Below are 20,596 nucleotides of genomic sequence, written 5' to 3' on the forward strand. Positions count from 1 at the left end.
AGCAGGACAGGTTCCGACATGCCCAATCCCAGCTATCGTTTCGAGACCGGCGCGGCCACGCATGGTGGCCGCGTGCGTGACCACAATGAAGACCGGTATCTGGCAGCCCCTGATCAGGGCATTTGGCTGGTCGCGGACGGGATGGGCGGGCATTTCGGCGGTGATGTGGCCGCCCAGATCATGGTTGACCAGGCAGCGTCAGTGCATCGCGCAGCGACAGCGCCCGATCTGCATGCACGCTTTCATGACCGTATCGCACGCGCCAATGAAGATATCCGCGCCCATTCGCTGCGTAATGAAGGGGCCACTATCGGCACCACGCTGGCTGCCCTTCTGATCCATGATAACAGTTTCGTTGCCAGCTGGTGCGGCGACAGCCGCATCTATCTGCTGCGCGAAGGCACGCTGCATCAGGTCAGCCGCGACCATACGGAAGTGCAGGAGTTGCTGGATACCGGCGCGATCACTGCCGAACAGGCCCGGCACTGGCCGCGCAAGAATGTCATCACCCGCGCCATCGGTGTGCATGAAGATGCCCATGTCGAGGACCGCTATGGCGACCTGCAGGACCGCGACATTTTCCTGCTCTGCTCGGACGGGCTGACCGGCCATGTCGATGATGATGAAATCGCCGCCAGTCTGCGCGGACAATCGGCGCAGCGCGCCTGCGAGACGCTTCTGAACATGACGCTGGATCGCGGCGCCAGTGACAATGTGACGATTATCGTCATCCGGTGCGCCTTCAAGACCCTTGTGACCCGTGCAGAAAGCAATTCCGGCGAGACGGGCAAGGTGGGCTGAGATGGTATCACGCCCTCCCTCTGGTGACGGGTCACCCGACGATGTGCCGGCACGCCGGCACAGTGGCGGGGCCGCGCGGCGCAATCCGCTGGAAGTGCCGGCCGGGACGCTGCTGATCGGCACCTATGAGATCCTGGAGCATATCAATACCGGCGGCATGGGCGAGGTTTACCGCGGCGTCAACATTCATAATGACGAAGTGGTGGCCATCAAGATCGTGCTGCCTGCACTGGCGCATGATGAAAAGATCCTGTCGCTGTTCCAGAAGGAATCCACTGTGCTGCGCCGCATCGCGCATGATGCGATCGTGCGCTACGAGGTGTTCACCCGCGACCCCGCCATCGACCGGCCCTGCCTGATCATGGAATATGCCGAAGGCCCCTCGCTCGGGGACCGGCTGGAATTGTCCCCGCTGCCGCTGCGCGATGTGCTGGTGCTGCTGCTGCGCATGACGGCCGGGCTGGAAGTGGCGCATCGCGGCGGTGTCGTACACCGTGACCTTTCGCCCGATAATGTGATCCTGTGCGGCAATGATGTGGCCCGCGCCAAGATCATCGATTTCGGCATTGCGAAAGCCAGCACACCGGGCGGGCGCACATTGATTGGCGGGCAGTTTGCCGGCAAGCCGGGCTATGTCGCGCCCGAACAGCTCGGGCTTTATGACGGCCATGTCACTGGGCAGGCCGATATCTATTCGCTGGGGCTGATGGCGGCGGCGGCGGCCCTGGGCTATCCGATCGACATGGGCGACAGCCCGGCAGCGGCGGTGATGGCGCGGGTCAAGGTGCCCGATCTGGGGGGGATTGACCCTGAACTCGTGCCGCTGCTGGACTGGATGCTGCAACCCGATCCCGCCGACCGCCCCGCCAGCATGAGCGATATCAACGCCTGGATCACCGGGCATTTCAGCGATATCATTGCCATTGATACCCCGCTGGACGGGTCATTTCCGCCCCAGACACAGCCCCCCCGCAGCCCCGGCCCCCAGCCAGTACCAAGGACATCACCAAGGCTGACATCACAAAGAGTGGTGTCGCAGGGCCAGATATCACCGGGCCAGATATCGCAGGATCAGACATCACAGGGTCAGCCCCCCCCTTCTGCGCGCCCCGCGCAGCCTGCAGCCTATCAGCCCACGGTTCTGGCCGAACGCCCCCCCACCCCGATGCCGCCGGTATCGGCCCCGCCTGCGTCCACGCCGCCTGCATCTGTGCATCCAGCCACGCCGCCAGAGCCGGAGCCAGTACCGGAATCTGCATCGGTGCCGCCATCCCCCGTACCGCCTGCGTCCACGCCACCTGCGTCTATACCGCCCGCCAGCCAGCCACCGGCATCGCCCTTTACCAGCCCTGCGACCCCGCAGGATGACGCAATGGTGTCTGCACATCCCGCAGCACCAACCAGCCCTCCCGCCCCGGCTCCCCCTGTGTCAGTACCGCCGCCCGCCATCGCGCCATCTTCCGTATCGCCTGTCTCCACTCCGCTTGCGTCCGTACCGCCCGCCAGCCAGCCACCGGCATCGCCCTTTGCCAGTCCCGCAGCCCCGCCAGATGACGCAATGGTGCCAGAGCAGGCCGGGCCATCCGTATCCGCCCCGCCCCGGTCAGCGGCAGGGCAGGCCACCCTGCCGCCCACAACGCCGCCGCTCACAGTGGCGCAGCCCGCCAGCCCTTTCGGCCCGGTCACAGCCCCACCCGTCCCTGCATCGCAACCCGACCCTGAACCGGCCGGGCGCGTCAGGCTGCCGGTTGTCGCGGCGCTGGTGATTACAGGGGTTATACTGGGGGGGGCAGGGCTGTGGATTTCGGGGGTATTCAGCCCCGCCCCGGACCCACAGGTCGCGGCCGCCCCCCCTGTCCTGTCAGATCCCGCACCAGAAGTGGACCCTACGCCAGAGCTGGAACCTACGCCAGAACCGGAACCGGTGCCCGAACCCACGCCAGTGCCCGAACCAGAACCAGAACCAGAGCCTGAGCTCGAACCAGAGCCGGAACCCGCACCCGCCCCGGCACAGGACCCGCAAACCCTGCAGGCCTGGCTCGACGAGCGCATCGCCCAGGGCCCGCCCGACAATTGCAGCTGGCTGCCGCGCGGCAGCGATGTGAACGCCCCGGTCGGTTTTGCCGGTGCGCCCGGCGCGTTTTCATCCCTGCAGGCGGCTTTCACTGCGGAATTCGACCTGCCGCTGACCCTGACCCTGCACCCGCTGGCCGCAGCGCAATGCCACGCTGTCGCGCAGATCGCTGCCCTGGAGCAGGCGCGCGCCCCATCGGGTCGGCTGGGGGTCAGCCTGCCCGCCACGCTGTCGCGCGCGCAGACCGAACTGGAAGGGCATATTACAGGGGCAGCGCAGGGCCATCTGAGCGTGCTGATGATCGACCCGGCCGGGCAGGTGCAGAATATCACCGGGCTGATCGAGGGGGGCGCTTTCGCGCTTTCGGGGCTGCGCATCACTCCGCCTCAGGACGCGGTCGTGCAGGATGCACCATTCCCGCCGGTCTTTCTGGTGGTGGTGCTTGATACTGCCGTGCCGCTGGCCACTGCCGGTGCGATTCCCAGCAATGCCATTCTGCCCGCCGGGCAGGCCGGGGAATTCTGGCGCTTCGTGCAGCGCGATCTGAACACCCTGTCCACCCCGCCCGATATCGACATTGCCGTTGTGGCCTGGATCGACTGACCCCCCGCTGATTGTCACCGGGGGCGGATCCGGCGCAGGGCCCCGCGCAAGGTTTTGGGGCAGATGTTTCGCGCGCGAAACACGCAAATGCGCCCATGCGCAAGCGGTCCATCGGGGTTTCAGCGCGCATCGCAGGCATTTTCCATCACGCAAGGCACCATATAACCATATGATAATGTATGATAAATATGCGCATAAGCGGCCCCCGCCCCATCCCGCACCATGCACGGCCCCCGCCTGCGCCACGACCTGCCGGAATTTCCGGCCGAAGGCACATGACAAGACCGATGACAGCGCGGCTCCGGCCTGCTAGATTTGCGCCATTGTCATCCTGCGTCCCGTTTTCCATACCCGCTTTTTTGTGATGGAGTCTGCCCTTGCCCCCCGCTGCGCGCATTTCCGATCTGCATGTCTGCCCGCTGATGCCGCCGCCGGGCGCGCCGATAATCTCCGGTGCGCCGACAGTGATCACAGCGTTCATGCCGCAGGCGCGGATGAGCGATATGTGTACCTGCACCGGCTCGCCGGATGCCATTGCGTTTGGCAGTCCCACAGTGCTGGTCTGCGGCATGCCCGCCGCGCGGATGGGCGATCCGACCACCTTTGGCGGTGCCATCACAACCGGTGCGCCGAATGTGCTGATCGGGATGGTGGGAACGGGTGCCACCCCGCCGCTGCCCCCGGCCCTGGTGCCGCCCATCTGTCTGGACCTGGCGCAGGCGCTGGCGGAAAACCAGACCGCCCGCGAGATGGCGCAGCTTGCCGATGCGTCCTATGGGGATCGTGAGAGCAACGAGGGGCTGCCCGAAGGATACCGGCGTGCCCGACCGGATGAAATCGAGGCATTGGGCCTGAGCGACGGAACCATCGACATGACGCAGCGCCCGGACAGCGATTTCCGGGCGGATGTATTCGTGCGGCAGGGCAATGACGGGCAGGAGGAATATGTGATTGCCTTCAAGGGCTCGACCACGGCCGAAGACTGGCAGAACAACCTGATACAGGGCACCGGGCTGCGCGGCGGGCGTGTTGACCGTTTCGCGCGTGAGCGCACGCAGGACCAGACTGATTACTATAACGAGGCCGCCCTGATCGGCAGGACTGCCTCTGCCATGGCGCCCGGCCGGGTCAGTTTCACCGGCCATTCGCTGGGCGGGGGGCTTGCCTCTAACGCCGCTGCGGCATCAGGGGGGAATGCGCATACATTCAACGCAGCCGGGCTGCATGAAAGCACCCTGAATGAATTTGGTGCCGAAGGGGCCGACCCTGAGAATGTGCAGGCCTATTATCTTGCTGATGATCCGCTGAACAGACTTCAGGATGGTGTCGGCATGGCACCAGAGGCTTATGGTCAGCGTCATCGCATGGAAACAGTCAATGAATGGACGGAATCCGACCGGCAGGCAGGCGCTGATGCGGTCAATCCCGATAACTGGATCCCCGATCGGCTGGAACGCGCCGCAGGGGAACGGGCAGCCCAACAAATGCGGTTTCATGGAATGGAAGAAATGATGGAGTCACTGGACCAGCAACACGCAGATATCGAAGCGGCGCGGGCGGCGAACGGGTGCCCATAAGCCTGCGACGGGTCTGGCCGTGGCTGATCGCCGGCGGCATGGTCGCGCTGCTTGCACTGTTCGGACTGACAAGGGGAATGCACAGGACCATGACACAGACAGATATCGATGCACTGGATGCCCGCGGGCAGTCGATCATGTTCCAGCGCGTGATGGAAGAGGATTTCACGCAGATGACCGCCCTGCTTGATGCGGGTCTGCCCATCGATATCCGCGGGTTCCAGAATTCCACCCCGGCCCTGCATGCTGCGATGGCGGATATCTGGCCAGTGGTGTTGTTCCTGCTGGAACGCGGCGCTGATCCGATGGCGGCGAACCGCCTTGGCATGACCCTGCCATGGCTGGCCACCACATCGCGTATCAGCGGCGATGGACCGCGCGCCACCGCGTTGCAGCAGGTACGTGTGCTTCTGGCCGGGCAGGGCCTGCTGTCGCGGGTCTACACCCTTGAGGAGGTCCGCGCCATGCTCGCCGAAGGAAGCTGGCCGCCTGCGCCGCAATGACGCGCGCAGGCGCTACGGAGACAGCCATACTGATGGCGCTGGTGTCTTTTCTGCCCGCCATGGCCCGGCCAGAGCCGCGAACAGATATCACTGCCAAAGGCCCTGACGGGCTGCCGGGCATCTTCTGACAGATCAAGCAGCGCGATCAGGCCGCTGTCGGGGCGTGGCTGGATGCAGGCGGCGATATCGAGGTTCCGGGCTTCCAGGGCGCGCCCCCCGTTCTTGCGGCCGCGATGGCGGATAACTGGCCGATGGTGCTGTATCTGATTGAGAGTGGCGCGCGGATGGATGTGGCTGATCGTCAGGGCTTTACGCGCCCTACCGGACCAGTTCGACCCGTGTGGATTCCAATGGTATCTTTGGTTCGCGACTGAACGCCGTGCGCGCGCATCTGGCGCAGGCAGGTTTGCTGAGCCAAGTATATGCGCCTGCGCAGGTCCGTGGGATGCGGGCAGAAGGACGCAGGCCTCCTATGCTGCAATGAAGGGGGGCGGCACTCAGCCGGGGTGATCCTGCCCTACGGCAGGGGGCTTTGGGGGCGGCTGTGCGTGATGGCTTTGCCAATAGGCATGGACGATATCATGAAGTTCCCCGAAGCTGACATCAAGCCCCACCGCCGAGACCGTGACGCCCGGCCGCAATCCGGGCATTATTTTCCTTTCAAGCCATGCAAAACTGCGCGACACGCCCAGCTGCGAGATATGCGCAGGGTCCATTTCCAGCCGCAAAAGGGGCTGTCCTGCCCGTCCGACCCTGATCACAGCAACATTCAGGATGTTCTGCCAGGAAATTTCCACCGGGCTGATGTGATGATCGGTCAGCCCGGTGGGTGTCAGCACTAATGTATCGCGCCCCAGTGCTGTGCGGAATTTCCACATGATCACCACAGTGCAAAACCCGAAAAACACCAGGGTAGTCCAGCCGACAAAGGCCACTGGCAGGCCCTGTCTCGTTTCACCGGGGGCCGTGTGGAACGCCAGCCAATAGCCGATCCCGACAAAACCCATGCCGGCCAGAAGAAGAAGCGCCAGCTTGTGGCGGTCATACTGAAAGCGGCGTATCTGTCCGGACCCGATCACGGTCATGCCATGACACCTTTTGCGGGGCGCTGCGGCGTTGGCGGGTATCCACTGCAGCGGGTTGTCAATCCTGTGCGCGTCAGAGCGCATCCGCGTTATAAGGCTGAATACACTGCCTTTGCTTATTCTGAAACTACCGCAGCATATCATGGTTTTGCGCAGCTGTGAACGGCCCCGCTACGCAGTACGGGAGCATGCCGGCGACGCGCGCGGGGTCCGGGGATGGGGACGGGAGATCAGGTGCGGCGGGCATAATTTTACCACATATATGCATGCCGAGATTGTGCGGCTATCCAAAGACGACATTATCTGCTATAATATGTCACAGGAAAAAGGTGCCCCGCCTGCGCGGGGGCCATGCGTGCACAGACCCGCCGTAGGTCATGACTGTGGCAAGGCGGGCGCGGCGTGGTAAACCACAGGATTGGCCCGCCTAGCGTGGCCTTACAGACAGGATGACAGGATGACAGCAATCTCACGCTTGACCGCCTCTGCTCATCTGCGCCTGCCGCTGGCGCTGGGTGTTGCCGGGCTGATGACCATGGGGTCGGCCGCAATGGCCTGGCCCGTGCTGAAAGGTGCCTTTACGCCGGTCCCCTCCGGCGGGATGGCGACAAGCCCTGCTGACCCGGCCGCCATATCGGGCTTTGTTGACATGACCCGCGCGCAGATGACCGCGCAACCCGCCGTGGCCGATCCCGCCGGGATACCGGATATTGTGCTGGTGCAAGCCACCGATCTGCCGCGCTTCACTGCGGATATCTATACCGGGTCCGATACGGAAACGGCCAATACCCCGTTTCAGGACAGGGACGAGCAAAGCACAGGCGGGGATGATCAGCAGGCCCAGCCCACCCGGCCGGAGCCGCGCCCCTTTGAGAACGTACAAAGCGATTCTGACAGCGACTACACCCCCTTTGTGGCTCCTGTACGCCGCGTCCCGCTGCGCGTGACCCCAGTGGCGCAAACCGAAAGTCTGCAGAACCGGGCACCGGGAGAGGGTTCCCAGCGTCTGCTGAATGTATGGGTATCAGGCGCTTTTCGCTGAAGGCGCTGCACAGATTTTATCGTCATACCGGCAGCAATGTCTGATCCGGTGCGTACAGGGGCTGGCGTAACCGTCGGCCCCGTGCATATTTATGCCCCCCTGCACCTTGATCGCATGCCACTCCTTCGGGTGCCGCTGACAGGCGTCAGTTCAGAGAAAACGCGATCAGAGCAAGATCGGTGGCATGCCCGCGCGTGGCGATTTCTGCGCGCAGCCGGGCGAAGAACGGCGCGGCTTCCTGCGGACCGGAAAATGTTTCAATCGTGGCCAGCGGCGCATCACTGGAAATCGCCAGCAGTAATTGCCAGGTCTCGACCGGGGGGCCTTGCAGAGTCATGGGCACGGCAAAATCTGTGGTGATCCCGTCCCCGGCCGGGCGCAGGAAGCGCGCAAGTGTCTGGACACGCCCGGCATTGTCGATCAGCAGCAGATGCGGCAGCCGCGCGCTGCTGTCATGGACCTGCCCTTCCAGCTGGCTGCCACTGGCGATACTGCGCGCGTCTAGTGTGATATATAGCCCATAGGCCGGATAGTCGCGGCTGCGGCGGATGAAATCCAGCGTTTCGCACTGGCCCTGGGTGACCGCGCGCAGCACCATGCCCGGCACCAGCCCGGTTTCCGCCTCCAGCCCGGTGCGGAACACCGCGAGCCCGGTCTGTGCCGGGCCGAACACCTCCAGGCGTAAGGCACCTGCCTCGTCAAGTGCAGGCAGTGCGGCAAAACAGGGAATATCGGGCAGGCTGCGCAGATAGGCGAGCACTGCAGCATAAAGCGGCTGATCAGGGGCCGTGCTGTCTTCGGGGGCCGGGGCGGCCAGCCCGCCACCTGCGGCCGTCGGGCGCGGTGCCGCGCTGCGGTCACTGAGAAAGGTCCGGGGCCGGTCCTGCAGCGCGCGCGCCAGCGTATCCTCGGCCGGGGGTTGCATGGCCATGCGCAGCCTGTCGCCCGCAAGCGCGGACGACGGCGGCGGAGTGTCCGCATGCAGGGGGGAACCGGGGGCCGGTTGCGGGACGGGGCTGTCAGGGCGCAGACGCACAGGCGCGCCGGATGCGGGGTTTGCAGGGATTGCGGCGCGGGGGGCTTCATCCTGGGCCAGAACCGGGGGGCGGGCCGCATCGGATGCGGTCACGCGCGGCGGCGCTGTTATGGTGCCAGCCTGCTGCATTTCGGGTCGTACTGTCTCTGGCCGCAGCGTGCCGGTCCGCAGCGTGTCGGGCCGGACAGACCTTGCCGGGGTGGTGGTTTCGGGCAAAGCGGGTGCAGGATCACCGGGGGTCAGCGCAGACAGACGCGCCACCGGGGCTGCGGGTGGGGGTGGCAGCGGGGATGCCGCAGAAGGGGTCGGCTGTCCGGGCCCGATGGCCTGCAGCGCAGGCAATGTGGCCAGCGCATCCACATGCTCTGGCACGGCAGCATCTCCCTGCGGGTTGCGGTCCTCTTGTGGGGCAAGCCGGGTTTCGGGGGTCGCTGCGCGCAGGCGCGGGGCCTGCTCCTGCCCGCCGCCCGCCACCAGCGGCACGCTGCGCAGCATGATTTCGGTTCCGGGGCCGGGGGCTGCGCCGGGTGTGGCGGTCAGTCCCATCACCACCAGTCCCGCCAGCCCGATATGCAGCGACAGCGACAGCCCGGCCGCCAGTGTCCAGCCTGCGGTATCCGGCGGGGCCGTTGCCTGTGTGTTCCGGGGGGCGCTCATGGCGCGGCCTCTGGTGCGATGCGCAGCGTGACCAGAACCACCTCGGCGCCAGCCGCACTCAGCCCGGCAGTCAGATCCAGCACAGCCTGCGCCGGGTGATCGCGCGCCACCAGAAGATGCAGCCTGTCCAGCCCGCCCTGCGCGACAGCCTGTTCCAGCGCCCCACGGCTAAGCACGATCCCGTCCAGCACCAGACTGCCCGTGCCGCTTTCAACCAGCAATAGCGGGCGGGGCAGGGCGTCCAGCGGCAATTCGCGGGTAATGGGCAGATCGACCTGCCGCTCGGCCTGATCGGCAGGCGCGCCCACAATCAGGAAGAACAGCACCAGCAACAGCACAATATTCACAGTGGATAACGAAAAATCGGGCGCGCGGCGTGATGGCGGAACCAGACGGGGGCGCAGGGACAGGGCCGGACCAGGATTGGGGCCAGAATCGGGGGGGAAATCGGGTCCGGACATGGCGCTATTCCCCGACCAGTTGCAACCGCGCAAGGCCCGCGTGCTGCACGGCTTCAACCAGGGTTGCCAGATCGCTGGTTCGCGCATCGGATGTGACAAAGACGACCAGTTCGCTGATCTCTTCGGCCTGCAACCCCTCCAGAACGCGCGGCAGCAGATCCAGCGCGATGCGCGCCTGCCCGCTGCGGATTTCGCCATGGCCCAGATGCCAGATGGCCTGCGCTTGGGCGGGGATGGTGCCGGAGGGGGGCGGTGTTTCGCGGGCCTGTGCATCCGTTGAAGCGCCGGCAGGCGCCCCCAGCGGCAGAAGTGCATAGGGGGCCAGCGCGCTGGTCAGCATGAAAAACAGCAAAAGCTGGAACATCACATCAGCCAGAGGGGTCAGCGTGAAGCCCCGCGCCCTGCGGCGCGCAAGCAGCAGGCGGGGTGGGGGCAGGGCCGCATCAGCGGCCCCGGTGCGCGGCGGGGCAAGGGCGGTCATCGCCGGTTCCGGAACCCTTCGGGGGCGGGACCGGTACCGGGGTCGGCATAGGCTGAATGCGCGTTTTCCTCCGATATGCCGGGCAGCGGGGCATAGCCTCCCGGATCCGTGCGCTGGGTCGCACCGCCTGGCATGGGCTGAACAATAGTGTGGCGCGCAGGCGGCAGCGTGCCAGCTGACGCGGATGGTGGCGCAGGCGGTGCGGGCGGCAAGTCAGCCGCGCCAGTGGCGGAGAAGAGGCTGGACGCAGGCTGAGGCGTGGCCGAGCCGGGATGGGACATGGCCCCGGCAGGGGGCTGGGCGGGTGTAAGTTGCAGCACGGCTCCGATCATCCGTTCAAGCGCACGCCCTTCAGCAGCGATGCGCCCTTCCAGCCAGAGCGAAACCAGATAGAACACGATGGCAATAGCCAGCCCCAGCGCCGTGGTGACCAGCGCGGTCCAGATGCCGCCCGCCAGTTGCGCCGGGTCCGCCGCACCAGAGGTTGCAGCCAACGTGCCGAACGCTTCTATCATGCCGACCACTGTGCCCAGCAGTCCCAGCATGGGTGCTGCCTGTACCACGCCTTCCAGCCCACGCATGTTGCGCGACAGTGTTTCCAGCCCGTCACTGGCCTGTTGCAATGCGCGCGCCTGCGCCTGTAACGGGCTGGCCCCTGGATGCGACAGCGTGTCAAACAATCCGCCCAGCACCTGCATCCGCAAGCTTCGAGCGCTACGGCCGCCCTCGGTCTGCGCGCGCGCCGCGCGCTGCTCTCCTGCCTGCCAGTATGCCAGCGCCTGCGTGACCGCGCCGGTAATACGCGCCTGCCCGACACCCGCCTGGGCGAATTGCACAAGCTTGACCAGCACCACGCTCAGCGCAAAGACCGACATTAGCGTTAGCAGCCCCAGAATACCCCAGGCCAGCGCGCTGAAATCCTGAAAGGTGATCGTTTGCATCCGCTTCCCCCTTTGACTGAAAGGCCCTGGGCCGCCATCTGCGGATGCGGCACGAAGCGCCCGCGCGCGGCCCGGTTCAGGATCCGAAGATCACATCCGCGCGGCTGCTGGCGCTCAGCGCCTCCATGCAGATGCGCGAAGACTGGCCCGCTGCATCAAGGCATTCCTCGGCCTCGTTCAGCAGCAACCGCGAGATCTGGTCGCAGCCGCGGTTCAACAGGAACTGCACTACGCGGGTCTTGTCTTCGGGCAGATGACCGAATTCCAGGATCAGCCGCTCCGACACGGCGCCTGTGTCATCGAATACAGCCACGTCATAAGATGTCTGCGCCAGTTCGATGCCCGTGGCATTGAAGGCCACGAAGGTCAGCCGACAGCCATTATCGACCGGTTCGAGATTGTTCAGTTCCAGCCGGAATTCACCCGCCTCTTGTGCGGCGGCAGGGGTAACAGCCGGAGATATGGCCAGCAGGGCCGCACTCAGCGTGACAAGACAACGTGACCAGAGGGGCATCAGGAAATTCCTTCGGCAAGGTTTGAACGCGCGCAGGTGGCAATGATGTCCTAGGCTAGCATGACCGCACGATTTAGCAACCTTGAAGGATGCGCGCATTGTCCGGCGATACACACTGCCTGCGCCTGATATTCCCGCAGAACTATTGCCATATGCAGAGCAATTCCGAAGAAATTTATTTGAATGAAGATTGCTGATATCACTGGCACTTTAGTCAAGGCGGTTGCAGAGATACCGCTTGATCTTCGTTGGGTACCTAGCGCTCTTTTGGAGATTTCGACCTGATGGACCGTGAGACCGGAAAGGCACTTCAGGAAGAATGTGCCCGTGTCGCTGATCTTACCCGCGATTCGCTTCAGAACCGGCAATCATTGGGCCACCCGAACTTCTTGTTCAACCAGTTCGGCATGCTGGCCGACACGCGCTTGACCGCAACCCAGATCCAAACTGAACGAAGGAGGCTCGCCAGATCTGTCCACTGCGCTGAAAAACTTCGCTGTCGGGCCGGGATGACGCGGGTTAGTGGCTTGATCTGCCCAACTCCAGGCGCTCTCGCGACGACAGACGCACTTCGGAATGCAGAACACTTGATCCGTAGGCCTTTTCAGGCGAACCTGATGCCAAACATCAGGCCACTTGGGAAATGCGGATACAGACGATACGAGAATTGCAGAGGATGGCGTCATGACAACGAAGCAGAAAGGCTTGGTGGCGGGTATTGCACTGATTCTGGACCTAAGCTTCGGATCGTACGCGCAGGCTCAGGATCTCGAACTGCCTGGCCTGCTCAAGGGGGGCACGGCCCTCGAGGTCTGCGAGCGGAACGGCAATCTCGCCGAGGTTCAGCCGGTGATGGTCAGGACGGGGCTCTTTCCGCCCGCAGCCGCGCTCCAGAATGGTACGACGATCTATGTGCGGTCGGACGATTACTACCACAGGGGCAGGCCGAACCAGATGATTCAGATCATCGGCTACGTGAACCTTTCCGGACGCGAGGAGTACCAGATTTCGGGCTACATGCGGGCCGGAGATCTCGCCGTCCTCTGCCCGGTCCAGCACAGCCCGCAGCGATCCGGTCGCACGGCCTCAATCGTAAACGGACAGCTCATGGCGCTCGGCCCGGGCGCCGGAATCGCATTCCAGTCCCGCGCATCGGCGCGCGCGGGCGCGGCACCTGAGACCAACAACGACTCCACCCCGGAGGCTGCAGGCTCGACCACCGCGGCGGCTGCCGAGGTCGCGCCTGAGGTCGCCGGAGATACCTCCGGTTCCGGGTCGTCGGAAGAGCGTCTGTTCGGCGCCAATCTGGCCGAGGAATTCGAGCGCAGGATCGCCGATCACTGGGCCAACATGCCAAGCACGGAAGAGGTAAATCAAGGCATTCGCGATCGCATCCTCGGCCACGGACGCCCGGACGCTCGGACGAACACGCCGCCTGACGACGAGGCAGGCGCTGCGGCGCGCGCCGAGCAGGCAAGGATACTGGACGAGAACACGGAGGCTCTGATCCAGTTCCGGCCGCCAAGTCACTCATTGGAGCCCTGTGCCCCGATGCCGATGTTCCGTCCGAGCGGGAGTTACCTATCGCAGCTAGATCAACAGGGCAACGCCATTCGCCTTTGTCTCATCGAGCGGATCGAGGCGGACATGGCTGCCCTCAAAGTGATCGTCATACGCATAGGCGGCACGATCCAGGGCGAGGAAGAGGTGATGTTCGGTTTCAGAGTAGACCCAAATCCACGCTGCGACGAAACCTGCATGCAATATTTCGACCAGGCCTATCAGGATCTGGATAACGCTGTAGAATTTGGGCTTTCGCGCATTCAGGGCATAAACAACCAAGTCGAAATCTGGAATGCTTGGGTCCAGCAGGGCGCGAAGGAAGGTGTCTGGCCGGAATAGCTAAAGAAAGCAGGCCCCTTGCGAGCGGCAGTCCATTGACTGGGCGGATCTGAGTGGTACGTGAATTTGGGCGGCACCTCGCTTGCTGCGCCAAGGGCGGCCACATCAAGCGTGTCGAGATACTCACGGACGGCGCCGGGTGCATCCGCCGGGTTGATCCGGGCGGCGTCCCAGTCTTCCTTCGACGTCGAGTTCTGTTTGTTGTCATCCACTTCGATCAGGCTGGCATCCATGGCCATACGTTGACCGCTGACCACTCCTTCCGCGATACAGCGCGCAACAGTTGTCTCAAACAGGTGCCGCAGAAGCTCACCGTCTCGAAACCGACCGTGACGGTTCTTGGAAAACATCGAATGATCCGGGATCGGATCAGTCAGGTCGAGGCCACAGAGATGGGGTAGGTTGGCGGCCCTAGATGGCCGTTCATAGCTCCATCTAAATGCCGATTGGAGGAACAACATGGCACATTATGTCGAGATCGATGTGTCCCTTGAAACTGTCAACATTTGCATTGTCGATGATGAAGGAACTGTCTGCCTCGAACGCAAAACCGAAGCAGAACCAGAGGCGATTATCGACCTATTGAAGAACTTCGGGCTGTCTGACGTCAGCACCCTTGGGACAGACTTGAGGATTTAAATAAGGGAGGATTTCTGGTTCATCTTATCGATTGGGAGATCGAGATGACAAAGAAACCGCAGACATCGAAAGACGCCGCCGAGAAGGTGGTCAAAAACATCTGCCGTAAGGCTCGGCAGACATATTCAGCTTAAGAGAAGATTTGTATTGTATTAGCAGGCCTGCGCGGCGAGGAAAGCATCTCGGTGCTATGCCGCCAGGAGGGTATTGCTGAGAGCCTGTATTACAGCTGGTCGAAGGAATTTCTCGAAGCTGGCAAGCGGCGGTTATCTGGGGGAGAACTGCGCCAGATAATTGTGCTCTGTTTTTCATTTGCCAGACGTCCCTTGTAGAGGGATTCCGTGTTCAATTCGGGGACGTCTTTCGCTTCGAAAAGAACCGCGCAATCATCCCTCACCTTGAATGTCCCCTGCCCAAGACGGCCCTGCAACTCTGCATCGGCAGGGCGCTAACTTACCATCTGCATAAGGGTTTGAGCAGCACGCCTACTTTGCTGTAAACTAGCTGCCGGGTGAGTGTGCGTTCTTTGTCCGCATTGCTGACGGTTGGTATATCTGAAGCCCCCTTTCAACCTTGACAGCACAGAGCCGCTGAATGGTATAGTAACTATACCATTTTCAGCTTATTTGCCGCTTATGAAGTTCGAGTATGACCCGGACAAGAGCACCGCGAACCGTGAAAAACACGGGATCTATTCAAAGCTGTCGGAGGTATTTGCAGAATGTTTGCCCAAAAAGTATGCTGGAACTATTTTCACACCACCGGATATGTCTTAAGTTAGACCCGAAAAGTTGGTTCCCGCGATTGCGCGCGCTCTGCCAAGCGTCATAGTACAGACCCCGCGACCTGATTGGTTTGCGTTTCACAAGTTGATCGTGGTCGAACGCCACCGCCAAGGACACAAGCAGGCGAACGCCTGGAAGGACCGTGCACCTTCTGTGGACCTGATCGATCTTCTGGCGCAGGACAGTTCCGATGACTTGCGTGGAGCAAATCAGGACGTGTGCTGGCGGGAATGGATGCATTCCAGTCTGTCGATGTTGCAGGACACGGCCGCAGTACTTCACGGTCGCGCTCAAGCACCTAACAAGAAACGAAACAGGGCGGCTTTCGCCGCCCTGTAGAACCTTTACTGCAATAAACGTGCCAGTCAGAAACGGAGAGATGCGCCCAAGGCTAAGCCAGTGGCGTTAACATTGGCACCGCCACGGCTGCGGCTATGCAGAACTTCGCCAGTTAGGATCATGTTGCTCTGCATCAGATGCGAAACGCCAACCCCTGCCACCAGACCATTGGTGCTGCGGGTATCGCCACCGCCAACAGCATCATGATTCACATGGGCGACGCCGAGTGTACCGAAGCCCCAGAAACGACCTTCGTCCCCGAATTTTGGGCCTGCCCGCCCACGTACCGCAGCCGCCCAGTTGATTTCGCGCCCACCGATGGTCTGATCAAACCCCGGCGCGACCGACAACTCGACACCAGTGACCCAAGTGCCCATATCCATGTTGTAGCCGCCATGCAGTGCGCCTCCGGCAGCGGTCTTACTGTTACCACCTGTCCAGGTAGCGCGACCGAAACCAAGGGTCGCACCTGCGTAGGCACCGGTCCAGTTCACATAGGTGGGTGCTGGAGCTGGTGCAGGTGTCATCACCTGAGGCTCAACTGTCGGTTGCTTCACGTTGCCTGCAAAAGCAGGCGCGGCAAAACCTGCGATTAGTGCTATGGCAATCAGTTTTTTCATTGGTTTTCTCCTTCCGGGTCGACCTCACTTTGTGGTCACCCTATCACTTGCACATAATGCATGCTCTCCTGAAAAGGTTCCACCGCTCGCCGAGGTTTATTGTTCCCCACCCCAAAATGTTGCGCGACAGCAACAGCATTGAGCGGCATGTTGCCGAAACCATGTAATTGTTCTCGCATCGGTCAGCGACGCAGGCGATGATAATCGGTTGACAACGCGGAACAAAATCTCGTCGGAATGCGGAGATGTGTATCACCTTCGGCGTGAGGCAATAATCCGATGGAACGCGAGTGCTTCGAGAGACGTTGGCGAACGCATTCTTTACCTATTCCGACGATTACCTCATCAATTCCGATCACTGAGGAACCGTGGAGATCGAAGGCATCGGATCAATCCGGCAAGCAGAAGAAGAGGCCACGGAGGACGCTCAATTGGCAACACGAAACCTCTGGAATGCTGCTCCACTAGATGATTTCAGACAAGGTCTGTGGGTAGAGGCGGTCTGGAACAGATCATAGCGTGGATTCCGCCGTTCCGCTACATTGTTTGAGGAAAAGCTATTTTTTTTCGTGCACGGCGTCGTCGTTGATTTTGTTGAGATCCTTGATCACGCCTTGAATTGCTCCGCCGCACAAAGGCCGACTTGTTTCTAAAGCAACGCGACAGCTAGCTCCCTACAACTTGGTGCCCATCGAGGCGCTGCGAGCCACCATCCAGTACCTTGGTACGGCTTCTGGCCCGACTGGAACACAACGTGGAATGAAGGGGTTCCGGATCCGTCAGGGGGCTTCGGATGTGCCAAGGCCCAATCTGGCTGCATGCCATGAAGCTTCGGCACGAGAGGAGATCCCGAGTTTGCGATAGATGTCCTTGATATACCCGGCGATCGTGTTCTCTGAAAGCGTTAGCACTTGAGCCACCTCGGCATTGCGCAGGCCGCGGCCAATCATACCCAGTACCTCGCGCTCGCGCAGGGTCAGGTTTACTTCGGGGGCAGCCGGGCCAGTTCGCTGGAAATGCTGCATGATCCGGCGCGCGACCGAGGGTGACAGCGCAGGGATGCCCCCGGCCACCTGTTTGAGTTGCGCCGTCAGCATATCCTGGGGCTGTTCCTTGAGCAGGTAGCCGTGCGCGCCCGCAGACAATGCCCCCACGATCGAGGCATCATCCCCCATGACGGTGGTGACGATGCAGATCGTGTCAGGCTTCAACATGCGCAGCTTGCGCACTACCGCCAGTCCCGACCCATCTGGCAAGCCAAGATCTATCAGAGCCATATCATAGTGCCGCCGAGTTGATTGCGCGAGGCCGCTGCTCTGGCTTGTCGCCTCGTGCAGGGTGCAGCCCGGAAACGCTGCCATCACGATCTCGCCTAGCCAGTGACGTGTTTCGCTCAGGTCCTCTACAATCAGCATCTGCCTCATGTGTCTTCTTTCATACTTTTGCTCAACGGAATTTCTGCAGTGATGCGCGTGCCTTTGGGACTGCTTTCAATTCTGACCACGCCGCGCACGGCGTCGATCCGGTCCCTGAGGTTTGCCAGGCCGTTTCCATGCTGGACACGTGCTGGTTCAAACCCATTGCCATCGTCAGATACGCTGACCAGAATGCGTCCTCTCGTGAAGCGGACAGAGATATCCATACGGCCTGGCGAGGCGTGTTTCAAAGCGTTCTGCACGGCCTCTCGGATAATCGAGCGCAGCATGTGCGCCGATTGCAGCGGCAGCGCGAGGGCCTGCGCGTTTTCGGCCCACCACTTCATTGTCACTCCGGCAATGAAAAGCTGTTCGGCGATCTGGGCGCGTAGGTCTGCGAGCATCTCGTCGAAGGACATGTCCGGATTGGACGCATTGTTGATGATGTCGCGCAGGTCGGTCAGGGTTTCGCGGATCATGATATCCTTGCGCGTTCGTTCCGGGCTGTGCAGCGCTGCCATGAGTTGCACGCCGATATTGTCGTGAATATCGCGTGCGATGCGCGTCCGCTCCTCGGACACGCCTTTTTCATAGGCGGCACGACTTTCGAGTGCCTGAGCCAGCATCGCAGTCATCTCTGTGGCAAGTTCCAGATCGCGTGCTGAGAACAGTCGACGTCCGCCGTCAGCGAATCGGAGTTCAAGAGGAGGCAGTGTGTGGACTCGGGGCAGTGCAAGAATCAGACCATCCTCGCGCAGGTGAGGGGCGCCTGCATCAACTCCGTGTACAAGACTGAGCGGGTTGAACATGTCGGCCAGTAATACTTGCCAACGGTTTTGTTGATCGCGTTCCGGCGGGGTCAGGGCCACATCCATGATCTTGCGAAACCGGTCAGCACGTGCTGGCTCGCGGCGGCGCAGGATCAGTCGCGCGAGTGTGTCGCGCAGGGGCAACCATACAAGCGCAACGATAAGCAGCGACAGCGCGAAAGCTGGTACGCGCTCGTCCACAATGGTCAAAATCAGCAGCGCATCAATACTCAGGAGTAGCACCACGCCCACCACATAGAACAAAATACGAAAGGCCCAGTTTTCTAACTGGAACAATTGAAAACGCGCCACACCCAGTGCAACACCGACATAAACCAATAGAAAGAAAACGAACGCCACACCTTGCGATAGGAAGGCGTCGATCCCCAGAAGGTGCGGGGCGATGACGGTTATCACAAACGCGCCCGACCCAACCAGCACAGCCAGCCCCAGCCAACTGAGTGCCGCACGGTCGCGTGGGTCGCCGCGTGTAGCCCGGAACTGAAGGCCCACAAGGATCACAATGGCCAGCAGGGCCAGAATGACCCCCATATGAATGCCGATGACTGGACTCTCCATCATTCCCAGATGTGCGAGCACGAACCATGTGCCAAGCACGAGTGCGGGGAACACCAGCCAACGCGGCTGGAACAAGCGGCGCGGATATACCATGAACAGCCCGATCATGCCCACGCCAAAGGCGAAAGCTCCCAGATGGTTCAGGGAAGAAAGCGCTCGAAAGAGGTCGGCGGGAAGGGCTAGTTCACGGGTCGAGTAGATGGCAGCCGGAAAGGCCGAAACCATCAGTCCTGCCCCGCTGAACGCGAGGCAGCGCGTTGCCCAGTCACCGCGCCGCAAGGCCCATATCCAGACCCCGATCCAGACGCCGCCCAGCCCCACTGTGATCTGCAGCCAGAAGGCGAAGGGCAGACTGCGGATTGGGCGCTGGCGCGCAGGTTGGATCGTGAAGAAGCGGCTCTCGTCCAGGAATTGGACCTCCAGCGTCACCGCGTCATTGCGCAACATCTTCGAAATCTCATCCTGGCGGGCGAAAAAAGCGTCCATGGTCGCATAGCTGTCCATCGCATCGGGTTCTTCGATCAGATCTTCGGGGGTGATGGACAATACCTTGCCATCGCTATCAGCAAGGGCCGCGAGCGAGGAGAGCAACGTCGGGATACCTGTGCCGGGCAGACCGGCCACAGGGCTGCCAGGGAAAACTGCGTCGATCCTCATACCGTCAATGCGCGCCGGGGCCGTACTGCGGGCCTCGGGCGTCAGTCGCAGGCCAAGATAGGCCTGATCCAGCGCAATGCCCAGTGAAAGCACTGCCAGAAGCAGGCTGATCGTCCCCAGGATGTAGATTTGGATGACCGGCGGAATGCGGATTTTCACTTGGATGACACCCAGTTCGGACAGGGCAGGTTAGACAAGCGTGGGGCAGTGATACGACGGCCATCTTATCGCGCCCGCCCATTTTATCAATCCGGTATCCCTGCATCCGCCCCCCCTGTTCGGGGGGGTGACGGACAATGACGCGCCGCTAATCTGTGTGCCACAAGGTTCGGAGCATCACCGGTGCGCGTTGCCTTTGCATATTTAAGACAATTGGAGGCAATATGATCAAACGGTATACATTGCGACGCACAGGAGTAATGATCACAGCAAGCGTTGCGCTGGCTGGCTGCCTTGGCGGCGGCGGGGGCGCAGGAGGAGGAGGTGGCGGGGGCGGCGGAGCTGGGACAGTTACGCAGCATGATGCCCGCTTTGATCAGATCTCGGGCATGATACCGACAACTGACATGCCGACAACCGGGAGTGCCGATTACGCAGGTTCGGTCAAGACCGTCCTTAATGAGGGCAGCACCCCGATCGGCACGTTGTTGGGGGATATTGAAATGCAGCTCAATTTCGGGCAGGCCTTTGCTGATCCGGCGTCACAAAGCGTGTCAGGGCGTATCCACAATATCCGGGGCACGGTCGGAACTGAGGATGTGACCTATGAGGGGGAACTGACGACGGCAGCTGCCGCTGCGCCTAGCACCATGTCGATCAACCAGATGGCTATTGCCGGAACGACAGTGACAACGGGCGTAATCGCGTCAAACTTTGGTGGTGAACTGACACTTGACGGTACTACTGGCAATGCGAACCTGATGCTGGGCGGTGCGTTCGTCGGGGCAGGTGGGCAGGCAGCTTCTGGCCCTGCGGTTGGTGGATGGTGGCGTCCCGGCGGGCTGTCGGATTACACGGTAGGCGGCACCTGGTACATTGAGCGGCAGTGACCTGCGTGGGGCTGCCAAGGAGGATGA

The 20,596-nt window shown here is 62.0% G+C and carries 18 protein-coding genes and 2 pseudogenes; 10 read left to right on the plus strand and 10 right to left on the minus strand.

The genetic code is table 11. The features are described from left to right. The first annotated feature begins 18 nt into the window (after window positions 1-18). From PUT78_RS12585 to PUT78_RS12600, 4 genes are all read left to right on the plus strand, one after another. A complete protein-coding gene (locus PUT78_RS12585) occupies window positions 19-801 on the plus strand; it encodes a PP2C family protein-serine/threonine phosphatase (protein ID WP_274352622.1) in 783 nt (260 codons plus the stop codon). A gap of 1 nt (window position 802) precedes the next feature. Next, window positions 803-3,478, plus strand: a complete 2,676-nt coding sequence (locus PUT78_RS12590; RefSeq protein ID WP_274352623.1) for a serine/threonine-protein kinase — start codon at window positions 803-805, stop codon at window positions 3,476-3,478. A gap of 377 nt (window positions 3,479-3,855) precedes the next feature. Continuing rightward, window positions 3,856-5,055 (plus strand): Tle-like phospholipase domain-containing protein, encoded by a 1,200-nt coding sequence (locus PUT78_RS12595; RefSeq protein WP_274352624.1) that lies wholly within the window; start codon window positions 3,856-3,858, stop codon window positions 5,053-5,055. Between the two features lie 89 nt (window positions 5,056-5,144). Then, window positions 5,145-5,558, plus strand: coding sequence for an ankyrin repeat domain-containing protein (locus PUT78_RS12600; RefSeq protein WP_274352625.1), 414 nt, complete (start codon window positions 5,145-5,147; stop codon window positions 5,556-5,558). A 497-nt stretch (window positions 5,559-6,055) separates the two neighbouring features. On the opposite strand, the gene PUT78_RS12605 is transcribed toward PUT78_RS12600, so the two are convergent. Then, a complete protein-coding gene (locus tag PUT78_RS12605; protein WP_274352626.1) occupies window positions 6,056-6,643 on the minus strand; it encodes an STM3941 family protein in 588 nt (195 codons plus the stop codon). Window positions 6,644-7,100: 457 nt separating this feature from the next. On the opposite strand from PUT78_RS12605, the gene PUT78_RS12610 reads away from it, so the two are divergent. Beyond that, entirely contained in the window at window positions 7,101-7,685 is a 585-nt protein-coding gene (locus PUT78_RS12610; protein ID WP_274352627.1) for a hypothetical protein, read from the plus strand. A gap of 145 nt (window positions 7,686-7,830) precedes the next feature. Here the strand turns inward: PUT78_RS12610 and PUT78_RS12615 are convergent, their stop codons facing one another. The 5 genes from PUT78_RS12615 to PUT78_RS12635 all read right to left on the minus strand — a co-directional run bounded on the left by PUT78_RS12615 (window position 7,831) and on the right by PUT78_RS12635 (window position 11,775). Then, window positions 7,831-9,378, minus strand: a complete 1,548-nt coding sequence (locus PUT78_RS12615; protein ID WP_274352628.1) for a hypothetical protein — start codon at window positions 9,376-9,378, stop codon at window positions 7,831-7,833. Next, window positions 9,375-9,839, minus strand: a complete 465-nt coding sequence (locus PUT78_RS12620) for a hypothetical protein (protein WP_274352629.1) — start codon at window positions 9,837-9,839, stop codon at window positions 9,375-9,377. The genes PUT78_RS12615 and PUT78_RS12620 overlap by 4 nt, the downstream gene beginning before the upstream one ends. 4 nt (window positions 9,840-9,843) lie before the next feature. Continuing rightward, entirely contained in the window at window positions 9,844-10,320 is a 477-nt protein-coding gene (locus PUT78_RS12625; RefSeq protein ID WP_274352630.1) for an ExbD/TolR family protein, read from the minus strand. Continuing rightward, a complete protein-coding gene (locus PUT78_RS12630) occupies window positions 10,317-11,261 on the minus strand; it encodes a MotA/TolQ/ExbB proton channel family protein (protein WP_274352631.1) in 945 nt (314 codons plus the stop codon). Before PUT78_RS12630 ends, PUT78_RS12625 begins: the two co-directional genes overlap by 4 nt. Before the next feature lie 76 nt (window positions 11,262-11,337). After that, window positions 11,338-11,775, minus strand: a complete 438-nt coding sequence (locus tag PUT78_RS12635) for a hypothetical protein (protein ID WP_274352632.1) — start codon at window positions 11,773-11,775, stop codon at window positions 11,338-11,340. Window positions 11,776-12,459: 684 nt separating this feature from the next. On the opposite strand from PUT78_RS12635, the gene PUT78_RS12640 reads away from it, so the two are divergent. Continuing rightward, a complete protein-coding gene (locus PUT78_RS12640; RefSeq protein WP_274352633.1) occupies window positions 12,460-13,677 on the plus strand; it encodes a hypothetical protein in 1,218 nt (405 codons plus the stop codon). Here PUT78_RS12640 and PUT78_RS12645 read toward each other — a convergent pair. Then, a pseudogene (locus tag PUT78_RS12645) lies at window positions 13,671-14,144 on the minus strand (IS5/IS1182 family transposase); the annotation flags it as partial. The gene PUT78_RS12640 and the pseudogene PUT78_RS12645 overlap by 7 nt on opposite strands. On the opposite strand from PUT78_RS12645, the gene PUT78_RS12650 reads away from it, so the two are divergent. From PUT78_RS12650 to PUT78_RS23800, 3 genes and pseudogenes are all read left to right on the plus strand, one after another. Then, complete coding sequence (locus PUT78_RS12650) at window positions 14,137-14,316, plus strand: hypothetical protein (RefSeq protein WP_274352634.1); 180 nt, start codon at window positions 14,137-14,139, stop codon at window positions 14,314-14,316. The pseudogene PUT78_RS12645 and the gene PUT78_RS12650 sit on opposite strands and share 8 nt — an antisense overlap. 44 nt (window positions 14,317-14,360) lie before the next feature. Continuing rightward, window positions 14,361-14,603: pseudogene (locus tag PUT78_RS12655) on the plus strand (transposase); the annotation flags it as partial. Between the two features lie 504 nt (window positions 14,604-15,107). After that, entirely contained in the window at window positions 15,108-15,440 is a 333-nt protein-coding gene (locus PUT78_RS23800; RefSeq protein ID WP_420793498.1) for a GSU2403 family nucleotidyltransferase fold protein, read from the plus strand. 26 nt (window positions 15,441-15,466) lie between these two features. On the opposite strand, the gene PUT78_RS12660 is transcribed toward PUT78_RS23800, so the two are convergent. From PUT78_RS12660 to PUT78_RS12670, 3 genes are all read right to left on the minus strand, one after another. Continuing rightward, window positions 15,467-16,060: an outer membrane beta-barrel protein gene (locus tag PUT78_RS12660; protein ID WP_274352635.1), complete on the minus strand. Its 594-nt coding sequence runs from the start codon at window positions 16,058-16,060 to the stop codon at window positions 15,467-15,469. Between the two features lie 779 nt (window positions 16,061-16,839). Continuing rightward, the gene (locus tag PUT78_RS12665; protein ID WP_274352636.1) at window positions 16,840-17,484 is read right to left on the minus strand and encodes a response regulator; all 645 of its coding nucleotides are present in this window, start codon (window positions 17,482-17,484) and stop codon (window positions 16,840-16,842) included. Beyond that, entirely contained in the window at window positions 17,481-19,679 is a 2,199-nt protein-coding gene (locus PUT78_RS12670) for a sensor histidine kinase (protein ID WP_274352637.1), read from the minus strand. Before PUT78_RS12670 ends, PUT78_RS12665 begins: the two co-directional genes overlap by 4 nt. A gap of 224 nt (window positions 19,680-19,903) precedes the next feature. On the opposite strand from PUT78_RS12670, the gene PUT78_RS12675 reads away from it, so the two are divergent. Beyond that, window positions 19,904-20,569 (plus strand): hypothetical protein, encoded by a 666-nt coding sequence (locus tag PUT78_RS12675; protein ID WP_274352638.1) that lies wholly within the window; start codon window positions 19,904-19,906, stop codon window positions 20,567-20,569. The last annotated feature ends 27 nt before the right edge of the window (window positions 20,570-20,596 follow it).

Origin of the sequence: Roseinatronobacter alkalisoli, assembly GCF_028745735.1 — a bacterium.
Lineage (GTDB): Bacteria > Pseudomonadota > Alphaproteobacteria > Rhodobacterales > Rhodobacteraceae > Roseinatronobacter > Roseinatronobacter alkalisoli.